Origin of the sequence: Nostoc sp. (assembly GCF_036918245.1) — a bacterium.
In the GTDB taxonomy this organism is placed as follows: domain Bacteria; phylum Cyanobacteriota; class Cyanobacteriia; order Cyanobacteriales; family Nostocaceae; genus Nostoc.
This window is the reverse complement of record NZ_JBALEF010000061.1, coordinates 49,245-60,226: the sequence shown is the minus strand read 5'-3', so window position 1 is coordinate 60,226 and position 10,982 is coordinate 49,245. Positions and strand designations below refer to the sequence as shown.

Here is a 10,982-nt window from a genome sequence, read left to right as displayed (position 1 = left end):
TCGTAACTGTAGGGTTTTGGCATTGGTTAAGCGATCGCTTCTCAAACAAGGGACTACTTTCAGTTTACGTCCTAACTGCCTTGGCGGTTACTATATATACGAAAAAAGACACAGTATTTACGAGTAATTATCTCAATAGTCTTAAAGATATACCACCGTTATTTTTACAAAGTTCTAATAAGTTAGAAAAGGATATATTAGAATTTGAAAAAGCTGTAAATGGAAGTTTTAATAGTTTTATTTATCTTATTAAGAAGTATGGTGAATATAAGCTTAATACAATAACTTTTAGACTTAAACATGAACAATTACCTATATCAGCCACTTTCTTTGAATCTCAAGATCATCAGGTGAACTACCTTAAAAATGGTAAAAAGCGGCAAAGCTTAAATTCCCAAGATTTTGAAAAGTTAGTTTCTATTATTTATTGACAAATATAATGTGTCTCCCAACAACAAACGAGCGTAAGAAAAATGGTAGTAATTATCCTTCCCAGTCTTGACCAGTATTGCACAGAAAATTGTCTGCGATCGCATCATCAAATAAGTAGGGGCAATCCTCTGGAAATGTTCGTAATGGTAAGTTAGTTTCTCGTAGCGCCAAATCGACTCCCGCTTCAAAGCCATCTAACAAGGCTTCTTCGATTCGAGATTTTAAGCTGGGGTTCTGTCGCAAATGTCTGTGGATAGCGCGACGCTGTTCTCGAATTGTTAAAAACCAACTGCGAGAGCGTTGTTCGGGTTGATACTCCCACTTCAAGAGATGACCGAGTAATACACTCAGACGACTCACGAGTTCCCGATACTCCTGTCTACCCAAAGCTTGAATTTCCTCTTGCAGGTGTTGCCAGTCTAGTTCCATAACTAGCCTCTGCTCTAACGCTTTAGCCTGCTGCTGTGTCCAGCCATAGAAGTCTTGATCGTATAAAAAAGGTTTATCCATAGAGTTGAGAAACGAGAGCTATAGCGCTTCTGGGTTGAGTCCAATACAGACCTAACCCCCAGCCCCTTCCCTTGTAGGGAACGGGAGTAAAGTTCAAAGCCTTTCTCCTAAAAGGAGAGAGGTTTGGATAGAGGTCAGAGTGTATTGCATACAAACGAGAAACGTTATATTTTAATGATTTCAATTCAATTCTGAACAAATATTCAACTAGCCTTCGCTTCATCCCTGGATGCTTCAGCCACAGCCGCCAATCTATCTGCCGCAGCTTGGACAATTTGAGCCACTTGGGCCAAAGGCATGTGCTGGATTTGCCTCAGAATCAGACTTAAATCTGAGGTTTCTGGAATTGGCTTGCCATCTATGCAGCTGATTAACTCTTCCATTGTGTAGCCTGCTTTCGATGCAATTTGAGCCAAATTTTCTGTATCTGGCACCTTCACACCTTTTTCCCACATCTGAACGGCAGTTGCAGATACTCCCAAAAGCTTACCAAACGCTCGCTGACTCATTGAACCGCGAGCTAGTTTAATGATTTCAATCAGTTTTTGTTTGCTTTCGATCTTCACTGCTTATGTAGCTAGCCAACTTTATTTACAAGTCTACTTTTAATATTACAAGTTTACTTTTATATTGACAGCCTTGTGTTTTAGTATTACACTATATCTCTAGTTGTAAAGCGGCAACTAAAGGCATCAAGCTAGTAGACTAACCCATCTATCTTTAATCAACCCAAAAAACTTAGTTTGCTACTGGGCTTGTGCTAGTAGCTCAACTTTGCTGCGAAGAAATAATATCGAAGGTACATCATGTTTCACAAGCCACGCAAACTTAATCAATATCGCCGCAAAGGTAAAAACCTTATAGCCACTAATAAAATTAAACCAGAACAGTGGCACATTTCGGAGGCTGAAGCGAAAGAAGCCTTAAAAGTTAAAGGCTACGACGTTAAGCAAATTAAAAAAATCCACCGTCTGAAGCATCAAGTGTGTATTTACTACTGGGATGCAAAAGGTAACGTGTGCAGCTTTTTTAGCTACCGGATTTTTTCGCGTTGGCAAAAGTAAGTAGAAAAGTTAATTTATACTTGCCAAACTCTGAAGGAATGGGTAAGGCTAAATTACCTTATGAAGTACGAATTTGCCTATTACCATTATCCCAGTGAAATAGAAGAGGCACTCGACGCGATATCAGAAAACCACGTGTATGTGTAAAAAGCAACAGTCCAACAAGTGGTTTTACAGAGTATCTAAACGCAAAAATTTAGTTAACGGCAGCAGTCGCTAACTCCGCGAGACGTTCCTGTTGATCTAAAGATATACAAGATTGGATAAGCGTCTCTAAATCACCATCCAAAACAGGGTTAAGGGAATAATTCTGACCTAACCGATGATCGGTAGCGCGGTTATCTTTATAATTATAGGTGCGAATTTTTTCCGATCGCGATCCAGTACCAACCTGCGATCGCCGCATGGAAGTTACAACTGCTTGTTGTTCGCTTAACTTGATTTCATACAACTTCGCCCGCAGAATTTGCATTGCCCGTTCTTTGTTTTGCAACTGGCTGCGTTCTTCTGTACAGAAAATGCGTATTCCCGTTGGTTTGTGCATCAAGTCAACGGCTGTTTCCACCTTGTTGACGTTTTGTCCACCAGCACCGCCAGAACGGGCTGTGGTCATTTCAATATCTTTCGGGTCAATATGAATTTCCACATCATCGACCTCTGGCATAATCGCCACGGTAGCTGTGGAAGTATGAACCCGTCCCCCAGATTCAGTTGCCGGCACGCGCTGCACACGATGTACTCCAGCTTCAAACTTTAGCTGGCTGTAAACGTCATTACCTTTAATTTCGAGAATGACCTCTTTCCAGCCACCCATTTCTCCTCGAGATTCGCTCACTAGAGAAACTTTCCAACCTTGAGTCTGGGCATAGCGGGTGTACATCTGCATCAAATCGCCAGCCCAGATACTTGCTTCATCACCACCAGTACCAGCGCGAATTTCCAACATGATATTCTTTTCATCATTGGGGTCGCGTGGTAGCAGTAAGACTTTCAAGCGAGACTCTAAATTTTCTATTTTTTCTTCAAGTTCCTTTACTTCCAGTGCTGCCATTTCTTGAAACTCTGGGTCACTGGCAGATTCTTTGTGAACCTGACGCGCTCCAATCAAGTCTTCTTGGGCTGTTTTCCAAATTTCATAAGTATCCACTACCTCTTCCAAAGAAGAACGAGACTTAGCAATTTCTTGATACTCATCAGGATTGCTAGCGGTATCCGGGTCGCCAAGACGACGTGTTAACTCATTAAAGGTTTGTTCAACGGATTTGAGTTTGTCCAGTAAATATGATTCAGCCATGACGAGTGCGATCGCTCCTTAAAAAATAACAAATTGGCTCGAGCATATAAATAAAAATCGACCCAGCTGATGCAGGGCCGTCGTTAACAGCAGAGCCAACTCGCTACTTTTTGTCTTGTTCGTCGCCAGATGTTTGAGTGCTGCTCATGCCGTACTTACGGAGGAAGCGCTCTACTCGACCCTCAGTGTCAATAATCTTCTGAGTACCGGTGTAAAAAGGGTGATTTCCAGACCAAACATCTACGTGCAATTCTGGCTTTGTAGAGCCAATGGTCATAACAACTTGACCGTTGCAGTAAACTTTAGCATCTGGATACCACTTGGGGTGAATATCAGCTTTAGCCATTGTTCTTTTTGTGATGAATCTATATAAATTATAACTTTCAGCGTTCAATTGAAGCTAGAAGAAGGGAGAAGGGAACAGGTTACAGGTAACAGAAAACTATCACCTGTCCCCTGTAACCTATCACCTTCTTCACCAATGCCCAATTCCCTAACGCTTAGAGTACTGAGGAGCTTTCCGAGCTTTATGTAAACCATATTTCTTCCGCTCTTTTGCTCTGGGATCGCGAGTCAAATAACCTTCGGTTTTCAAAGGTGGGCGGTTGTCTGGGTCGAGTTGGCACAAAGCACGAGCAACTCCCAAACGAACAGAATCAGCCTGTCCGGTCAAGCCGCCGCCTTCTGCTTTCACCAAAATGTCATATTCGTTTTCTAATCCCAAAGTTTCCAGGGGTGCTTTGATCACTCCTAGATAGTTGGGGTTAAATTGGAAATACAAGTTTCCATCTTTACCGTTGACAATCAGTTGACCGGTGCCTGGAACCAAGCGTACCCGTGCTACTGCGTTCTTACGACGACCAGTACCCCAGTATACGGCGCGACCGCTATTAGCATCTGCTACTACCATTAATTTTCTTCTCCAGGAATTGTATTAACTTTTAGTTCTTTAGGTTTTTGAGCATCGTGGGGATGCGTAGGCCCAGCGTAAACCTTCAGCTTGGTGAACAACTGCTTACCCAGGCTATTTTTAGGTAGCATACCTTTAACAGCTTGTTCTAAAATTCGCTCTGGTATGCGGTCTTGCAGTTTAGCGAAAGTTTCCGTTTTCATGCCACCAGGGCGACCAGAATGACGGCGGTAAAGCTTTTGAGTGCGCTTTTTGCCTGTGACTGCTACTTTCTCGGCATTAATGACGATTACGAAGTCACCTGTATCTAGATGGGGTGTATATTCGGGTTTCTTTTTGCCTCTCAATACCTGGGCGATTTCGCTGGCAAGACGACCGAGGCGTTTATCGGTGGCATCTACTATGTACCACTCACGCTCAAGGGTTGCTTGAGAAGGAAGGTATGTTTTAACTGTTGTCATTTGTCATTTGTCCTTTGTCATTTTTGAGCCAGTGCGGTCTTCTCCCAAAGGGAGAGGCTAGCGCCAAGGGGGTTTTCCCCATGAGCAACTGGCGTTAGCGCAGCGTTAGCGAGGCACGAGCGTCACCCGGAGGGTAATTTCTCATTAGTCATTTGTCTTTTGTTATTTGTCCTTTGTCAGTTGTCCTTTGTTATTCACTAATGACCAATGACTAAGAACCAATGACTAATGACTCTTGACTAGTGACAAACTTTGGCAAGGTGTCGTACCAAATCTCTTTTGGAAAGGGAAAATCGGGATAGCCGACTCGCAACAAGCACAAGCCTTGAGGCGGTGCCGCATATTTCACTTCTTCCCGACGTTCTTCTTTCCAGAGTTCGGTGAAGCTAGAAAGTGTTCGTTGTCCAGAACCTACTTCTACCAGCATCCCTACCAACAGCCGTACCATGCCATACAAAAATCCATCTGCCTGTATTTCAATATGGATAAATGGCCCACTGCGACGACACTCTGCTGCTTGCACCTCTACCCAGGAATGCGATCGCTTTGAGCCTGCACGGTGAAAAGCAGCTAAGTGATGCTTTCCCAAGAGAGGTTTCAAGGCAGCTTGGATTAAAGATTCATCCAGGGGTGCATAATAATAATGCCAACTGAAGGGTCTTACAAACAAGTTAAGCCGATCTTCAGTATATATTGTGTAGCGATACCGTCGATAGGCTGCACTAAAGCGAGCGTGCCAACGGTTATCGACACTAGCTGAAGCCCTGATTAATATATCTGGCGGCAGGTAGCTGTTGAGGATTGTTGCCCACTTGTGAGGCGGAATTAAACCTGTTGCTTCAAAATGGGCTACTTGAGCAGCAGCGTGAACTCCAGAATCGGTTCGCCCAGCACCGTGTAATGTTACATGATGCCCAAGAATAGTCGCGATCGCAATTTCAATCTCTTCTTGGACTGTCCGGTGTTGTTTTTGCCGTTGCCAGCCATGAAAATGAGTGCCCAGGTATTGGATTACCAAGGCTACTCGATGAGTTGGTGTAGGCTGGTGGCTTTCTAACATACAGATTTTGTCCTACCCTACGGGAAGCCGCCAAAGGGCGTCTATGTCATTTGTCTTTTGTCAGTTGTCCTTTGTTATTCACTAATGACCAATGACTAATGACCAATGACTAAATGACTTAAACCAATTCAATTATTGCCATTTTTGCATTATCACCCCGACGCGGTACGGTACGCAGGATGCGGGTATAACCGCCCTGACGATCGCCATATCGAGTTGGAGCTTGCTCAAATAAAGCGTGAACCAGTTGTTTGTCGAAGATATAGCCAAGAGCTTCCCGACGTGCTGATAAGGAGCCATTTTTGGCTAGGGTAATCATTTTTTCCACTTCACTTCGGAGAACTTTCGCTCTAATTAAAGTGGTGGTGATCTTACCATGACGGATCAGCTCGGTGGCGAGCGATCGCAGTAAAGCACGGCGTTGATCGGCTGGTTTACTGAGTTTTTTGACGCGACAACGGTGACGCATAATTATGCACTATGAATTATGAACTGTTTTATTAAGGGTGTTTAGAGCCTCTTTCCATTGGCAGGGTGATGCCCAAGCGTCGCTGCAAAGCTTCCACTACTTCTTCTGCTGACTTCTGCCCAAAGTTCTTAATTTCTAAGAGGTCTTCTTGGGTATAATCCAACAAATCTGCCACAGAATTAACTTGTGCCCGTTTGAGACAGTTATATGCCCGCACAGAAAGTTGCAACTCTTCGATGGGTATCTGGGCAGTTGGGTCGTCTGGAATATCCGAACCTGTGTCTGTTGGTTCTAGGGAGATGTCTTTCAACGGGTTGAATAAATCTACCAAGATCGCCGCAGCAGAAGATAGTGCTTCTTGAGGGGAAATACTGCCATTTGTCCAAACTTCCAACAGTAGTCGGTCTTTTGGAATCAAGCCCTCCCCACGAGATTCTTCAACACTGTAGTTGACTTTTCGCACCGGCATAAATATCGAGTCGATTTGAAGAAAATCCAACGATGTGGCTTCCTCACGTCCTCGCTCTACAGTGCGATAGCCTTTACCTTTCTCGATCCGAAATTCCATTTCCAGCTTTCCACCCTCAGCGATGGTGGCTACATACTGGGTAGGATCGATGACTTCTACTTCACTGGGCAAATCAAAATGCGCCGCAGTGATTGTTGTTGGGCCGCTAACGAGTAATCTCCCAATCTGAGGCTGCGAAGAATAGTTTTTGAGGATAACTTCCTTCATTTTCATGAGGATTTCCAGCACATCTTCCCGCACACCCGGAACTGTGGCGAACTCATGTGAAACGCCTGCAATCCGCACTGCTGTAACTGCTGTACCTTCTAGATTAGACAGTAAAACCCGCCGCAGTGCGTTGCCAACAGTTGTTCCTTGACCGCGTTCTAGAGGTTCCAAAACAAATTTACTGTAATGGTTCCGACTTTCTTCGGTATTCGACTCTACACATTCAATTTGAAACTGCGCCACGGATGAGCCTCCCTTTTTCTAAGGTGCTGCTAGCAGACAAATCAATTGCCTCCAGAATTGAATTTATGTCCTGTAGATTATAGATATATCAAACTAGTAGTATAAAATTACGGTATAGTTTGACACTTCTATTGAGCTTGCAGGCGCTAATAATATTTTGGGTAGCCCGAAGCTTAACAGCTTTCCCGGCGGGAAAATCTGACACGCTTCTGGTCGCCCAAGCTTTCACCCAATGACAGTTTGCACGTTAGACGCTCAAGCGGTCATTGCTGGCTGTAACTTTTCGTCCTCACTGCCCAAGTCTTGGTATTTAAACTCGACGGCGCTTGGGTGGACGACAACCATTGTGAGGAATCGGGGTAATATCCCGAATCAGTGTAATTTCCAGTCCTGCTCCTTGGAGTGCCCGGATAGCGGTTTCTCTACCTGCTCCTGGTCCACTGACCATTACCTCAATTTGGCGCATTCCTTGATCGATAGCTCGGCGAGCTGCACTTTCAGCTGCGGTTTGCGCTGCAAAGGGAGTTCCCTTTTTTGCTCCCTTAAAACCGCTAGAACCAGCACTGGCCCAAGAGATGACATCTCCATTTTGATCGGTAATGGTGACAATGCTATTGTTGAAAGTAGACTGGATGTAGGCCATTCCACTGGGTACATTCCGTTTCTGCTTCTTGCTCCCGGTTTTTTTAGTTGGTTGTCTCGCCATACTTGTTTAATTGATTTAAGGTAAAACTTGCTCGGATTAGCAATTGCAAAATTATTTCCCTGGAGCCTTCTTCTTCCCAGCCACTGTCTGCCTTCTGCCTCGACGGGTTCTGGCATTGGTGCGAGTTCTTTGTCCTCTGACTGGTAAGCCCATGCGATGACGACGGCCTCTGTAGGTACCAATGTCAACTAAGCGCTTGATGTTCAAAGACTCCAAGCGCCGCAAGTCGCCTTCAACTTGATAGTTGGTTTCTATTTCGCCTCGTAGGGCTGTTACATCGGCATCACTTAAGTCTTTAACGCGGGTATCTGGGTTCACACCAGTTGCCGCTATAATTTCTTGAGAGCGTGATAAACCAATTCCGTAAATGTAAGTCAGACCGATCTCGACGCGCTTATCGCGTGGAAGGTCTACTCCGGCAATACGTGCCACAATGAACTCTCCCTATTGTTGTCGCAATTACTGTTGGTTGGAAAAACGTGATTAATCGCGTCTTTTCGTTTTAATGATGATATGCGTGTTACAACTAACTAGCTCTGTTGGTAAGAGCGTTATCCTTGACGTTGTTTGTGCTTGGGGTTCACGCAAATCACCATAACGCGACCACGACGTTTGATCACGTTACACTTTTCACAAATTTTCTTGACTGAGGCTCTAACTTTCATGCCTTTTATTTTTTGACTCCAAATATAAAATTATAGCATTTCTAGGGAAATTAATCCAGTTAAATGACTAGTAAACAGTCAAAAAAATGGTTTTATGGTAAAATTCTCTACATATACTTACTTCTTTCGTAGTCGATAGGTAATTCTGCCTTTGGTCAAGTCGTAGGGGGTTAACTCCACCTTGACGCGATCGCCGGGCAAAATCTTGATATAATTTCGGCGAATCTTGCCGGAAATGTGTGCAAGCACGTTAAAACCATTGTCCAAGTCAACGCGAAACATCGCATTGGGCAAGGACTCTGTAACCGTGCCTTCCATTTCAATCAAATCTTGCTTAGACAATTTGTTTTTTCCTCAACTCAACAATTTCGTGTTCAGTTGCAGCGCTTCATCTGCAAAGAAACACATTTTAAGAAATATATCAACAGTTTCTTAATATATCTTAGCTAAAATTGATCTTTTTCTTGGGAGTAGGGAATTCTCTACTCCCTATTCCCCTCCTTTTCACGAAGCGATTACCTTTTGTAGTTCACCAGTGACATCTTCTTGGGACTGATTGCCATTGACTGTTAGGAGTTTTTTGCGATCGCCATAATAATCAATTAGAGGTGCAGTTTCAGCGCGATATACTTCTAAACGACGACGAATTACCTCTTCGGTATCATCTTTTCGTCCTCTAGCTAGCAAACGTGCGATCACAATTTCATCTGGTGCATCTAAATTGACTACCCTTTCGCCACCTTGATGTATTGCTTTTAGTAACTTCTCCAGAAAAGCTGCTTGGGTCACTTTCCGGGGAAAACCATCCAGAATCCAACCATTTTTGGCATCTGGCTGATTGAGGCGCTCCTGTACCAAGTCCTCCACTAGCTGGTCTGGCACTAACTCGCCACTATCAACATAACTTTGAGCCTTAATTCCTAAAGGAGTTTGCTCTTTCATGGCTTGTCTTAATATTTCACCAGTAGAAATATGGAGAATATTCAAGTGTTCAGCCAAGGTATGAGCTTGTGTTCCTTTACCCGCTCCAGGTGGCCCCAAGAAGATTAATCTCGTCACTATTATTTCACCATTCCTTCATAGCGCTGAGAGATGACATAAGTTTGGACTTGTTTGGCTGTCTCAATTGCCACACCAACTAAAATTAACAAAGAGGTTGCACCTATTCCCCGGAAAGTTTTTACATTCAAAGCGCTTTCCACGGCGGTAGGGATAATAGCAACGAAGCCCAAAAAGATCGCACCCAAAAAAGTGAGTCGGTTGGACACGCGTTCGATATATTCGCTAGTTGCCTTGCCAGGACGAATTCCAGGAATACTAGAACCCATTTTCTTCAAGTTCTGCGCCACATCTACTGGGTTGAGAATCAACGAAGAATAGAAGTAGCTGAAGAAAACAATGGAAATCATGTAGACCAAGGCATAGACCCAGGAGCTAGAACCGCTTGGACTCAAATAAGTGTTAACTATATTCGCTAAATCGGCATTTTTAGTAAAATTGGCGATTAGCAGTGGCAAACTGAGGATAGCAGCAGCAAAAATAATTGGCATCACGCCGCCTTGATTTAGCCGCAGTGGCAGATAACTACGCTGCTCTGCCAAAACTCGCCGACCTACTTGGCGACGAGCCGAAATAATTGGGATGCGGCGCATTCCTTCCTGCACAATCACAATACCAACAATTGTTGCTAGGAAAACTAAGATTAGCACGATTACCCGACCCACTGCTTCCCGACCGCCGACTTGTACCAAGTCGATGGTATCACCCAAAGCTTTTGGTAATGACGCGACAATGTTGACAAAAATCAGTAATGATGCTCCGTTCCCAATGCCCCGTTCTGTAATTAGTTCTGATGCCCACATGACGAACATTGAACCAGCAGTCAGAGCGATCGCAGTTTCAGCGACAAATATGGGTCCTGGTTTTAAGGCGAATTGCTGGAGGAATAATGCCGAAAAAGCTGTACTTTGAAGAATTGCCCAACCTACAGTGACATAGCGGGTAATTTGCGATATTTTTCGCCGACCGGCTTCCCCTTCATTTTTCTGTAAATTTTCTAAAGTTGGAATTGCAGCCGTGAGTAATTGGATGATAATAGACGCATTAATGAAGGGCAAAATCCCTAAAGCAAAGACTCCCAAAGTCGAAAGTCCTCGCCCGGAAAATATATCCAATAAGCCGAATATGGAATTACTGCCCGATATGGCTTCGGCAAATCTCGGTCTATCAATCCCTGGGACGGGTAAGAAAATACCCAGGCGAACCAAAATTAAAATACCGACGGTGACAAGCAGCCTACCTCTGAGGCCAGCTGCCTGCGCCATCTGCATAAAAGTTTCTTGAGCCGTTGGAGCTTTATCTCGACTGATCATAGAGTGCTACCTTTATAGTGGACCAAGCACTGGCAGCGAGTTGGCTTGCATTTAAGTGCG

At 44.1% G+C, this 10,982-nt stretch carries 15 protein-coding genes and 2 pseudogenes; 2 read left to right on the top strand and 15 right to left on the bottom strand.

The window, feature by feature from the left end:
• Window positions 1-431, top strand: a pseudogene (locus tag V7L12_RS17590) (type I restriction enzyme HsdR N-terminal domain-containing protein); the annotation flags it as partial.
• Between the two features lie 52 nt (window positions 432-483).
• Here V7L12_RS17590 and V7L12_RS17585 read toward each other — a convergent pair.
• The gene (locus V7L12_RS17585; protein ID WP_335086070.1) at window positions 484-942 is read right to left on the bottom strand and encodes a DUF29 domain-containing protein; all 459 of its coding nucleotides are present in this window, start codon (window positions 940-942) and stop codon (window positions 484-486) included.
• Between the two features lie 203 nt (window positions 943-1,145).
• A complete protein-coding gene (locus V7L12_RS17580; protein ID WP_335086069.1) occupies window positions 1,146-1,508 on the bottom strand; it encodes a helix-turn-helix domain-containing protein in 363 nt (120 codons plus the stop codon).
• 240 nt (window positions 1,509-1,748) lie between these two features.
• On the opposite strand from V7L12_RS17580, the pseudogene V7L12_RS17575 reads away from it, so the two are divergent.
• Window positions 1,749-2,153, top strand: a pseudogene (locus tag V7L12_RS17575) (hypothetical protein).
• A gap of 49 nt (window positions 2,154-2,202) precedes the next feature.
• Here V7L12_RS17575 and prfA read toward each other — a convergent pair.
• The 13 genes from prfA to secY all read right to left on the bottom strand — a co-directional run bounded on the left by prfA (window position 2,203) and on the right by secY (window position 10,922).
• On the bottom strand, window positions 2,203-3,300 hold the full coding sequence (prfA, locus tag V7L12_RS17570; RefSeq protein WP_335086067.1) for a peptide chain release factor 1: 1,098 nt from the start codon (window positions 3,298-3,300) through the stop codon (window positions 2,203-2,205).
• A 103-nt stretch (window positions 3,301-3,403) separates the two neighbouring features.
• Entirely contained in the window at window positions 3,404-3,646 is a 243-nt protein-coding gene (gene rpmE / locus V7L12_RS17565) for a 50S ribosomal protein L31 (RefSeq protein WP_069070756.1), read from the bottom strand.
• A gap of 147 nt (window positions 3,647-3,793) precedes the next feature.
• Window positions 3,794-4,210 (bottom strand): 30S ribosomal protein S9, encoded by a 417-nt coding sequence (rpsI, locus tag V7L12_RS17560; RefSeq protein WP_190935522.1) that lies wholly within the window; start codon window positions 4,208-4,210, stop codon window positions 3,794-3,796.
• The gene (rplM, locus tag V7L12_RS17555) at window positions 4,210-4,671 is read right to left on the bottom strand and encodes a 50S ribosomal protein L13 (protein ID WP_114081992.1); all 462 of its coding nucleotides are present in this window, start codon (window positions 4,669-4,671) and stop codon (window positions 4,210-4,212) included. Before rplM ends, rpsI begins: the two co-directional genes overlap by 1 nt.
• 211 nt (window positions 4,672-4,882) lie before the next feature.
• Window positions 4,883-5,731: a tRNA pseudouridine(38-40) synthase TruA gene (gene truA, locus V7L12_RS17550; RefSeq protein ID WP_335086064.1), complete on the bottom strand. Its 849-nt coding sequence runs from the start codon at window positions 5,729-5,731 to the stop codon at window positions 4,883-4,885.
• Window positions 5,732-5,849: 118 nt separating this feature from the next.
• The gene (gene rplQ / locus V7L12_RS17545; protein WP_094349105.1) at window positions 5,850-6,200 is read right to left on the bottom strand and encodes a 50S ribosomal protein L17; all 351 of its coding nucleotides are present in this window, start codon (window positions 6,198-6,200) and stop codon (window positions 5,850-5,852) included.
• A 31-nt stretch (window positions 6,201-6,231) separates the two neighbouring features.
• Complete coding sequence (locus tag V7L12_RS17540) at window positions 6,232-7,179, bottom strand: DNA-directed RNA polymerase subunit alpha (protein WP_335086062.1); 948 nt, start codon at window positions 7,177-7,179, stop codon at window positions 6,232-6,234.
• A gap of 310 nt (window positions 7,180-7,489) precedes the next feature.
• On the bottom strand, window positions 7,490-7,885 hold the full coding sequence (gene rpsK / locus V7L12_RS17535) for a 30S ribosomal protein S11 (RefSeq protein WP_069070761.1): 396 nt from the start codon (window positions 7,883-7,885) through the stop codon (window positions 7,490-7,492).
• A gap of 51 nt (window positions 7,886-7,936) precedes the next feature.
• The gene (gene rpsM, locus V7L12_RS17530) at window positions 7,937-8,317 is read right to left on the bottom strand and encodes a 30S ribosomal protein S13 (RefSeq protein ID WP_104906411.1); all 381 of its coding nucleotides are present in this window, start codon (window positions 8,315-8,317) and stop codon (window positions 7,937-7,939) included.
• A gap of 119 nt (window positions 8,318-8,436) precedes the next feature.
• On the bottom strand, window positions 8,437-8,550 hold the full coding sequence (rpmJ, locus tag V7L12_RS17525) for a 50S ribosomal protein L36 (RefSeq protein WP_015129703.1): 114 nt from the start codon (window positions 8,548-8,550) through the stop codon (window positions 8,437-8,439).
• 117 nt (window positions 8,551-8,667) lie between these two features.
• The gene (infA, locus tag V7L12_RS17520) at window positions 8,668-8,892 is read right to left on the bottom strand and encodes a translation initiation factor IF-1 (RefSeq protein WP_006276978.1); all 225 of its coding nucleotides are present in this window, start codon (window positions 8,890-8,892) and stop codon (window positions 8,668-8,670) included.
• Window positions 8,893-9,054: 162 nt separating this feature from the next.
• Window positions 9,055-9,609 (bottom strand): adenylate kinase, encoded by a 555-nt coding sequence (locus V7L12_RS17515; protein ID WP_335086060.1) that lies wholly within the window; start codon window positions 9,607-9,609, stop codon window positions 9,055-9,057.
• 2 nt (window positions 9,610-9,611) lie between these two features.
• Window positions 9,612-10,922 carry a preprotein translocase subunit SecY gene (gene secY, locus V7L12_RS17510; protein WP_099101133.1) on the bottom strand — a complete coding sequence of 437 codons (1,311 nt, stop codon included), beginning with the start codon at window positions 10,920-10,922 and terminating at the stop codon, window positions 9,612-9,614.
• Between the last annotated feature and the right edge of the window lie 60 nt (window positions 10,923-10,982).

What these genes read in the sequence shown, in the direction of transcription:
- rpmE (WP_069070756.1), bottom strand. Translation starts at nt 3,646, where the DNA reads ATGGCTAAAGCTGATATTCACCCCAAGTGGTATCCAGATGCTAAAGTT.
- rpsK (WP_069070761.1), bottom strand. Translation starts at nt 7,885, where the DNA reads ATGGCGAGACAACCAACTAAAAAAACCGGGAGCAAGAAGCAGAAACGG.
- rpmJ (WP_015129703.1), bottom strand. Translation starts at nt 8,550, where the DNA reads ATGAAAGTTAGAGCCTCAGTCAAGAAAATTTGTGAAAAGTGTAACGTG.
- rpsI (WP_190935522.1), bottom strand. Translation starts at nt 4,210, where the DNA reads ATGGTAGTAGCAGATGCTAATAGCGGTCGCGCCGTATACTGGGGTACT.
- prfA (WP_335086067.1), bottom strand. Translation starts at nt 3,300, where the DNA reads ATGGCTGAATCATATTTACTGGACAAACTCAAATCCGTTGAACAAACC.
- rplM (WP_114081992.1), bottom strand. Translation starts at nt 4,671, where the DNA reads ATGACAACAGTTAAAACATACCTTCCTTCTCAAGCAACCCTTGAGCGT.
- secY (WP_099101133.1), bottom strand. Translation starts at nt 10,922, where the DNA reads ATGATCAGTCGAGATAAAGCTCCAACGGCTCAAGAAACTTTTATGCAG.
- V7L12_RS17585 (WP_335086070.1), bottom strand. Translation starts at nt 942, where the DNA reads ATGGATAAACCTTTTTTATACGATCAAGACTTCTATGGCTGGACACAG.
- truA (WP_335086064.1), bottom strand. Translation starts at nt 5,731, where the DNA reads ATGTTAGAAAGCCACCAGCCTACACCAACTCATCGAGTAGCCTTGGTA.
- rplQ (WP_094349105.1), bottom strand. Translation starts at nt 6,200, where the DNA reads ATGCGTCACCGTTGTCGCGTCAAAAAACTCAGTAAACCAGCCGATCAA.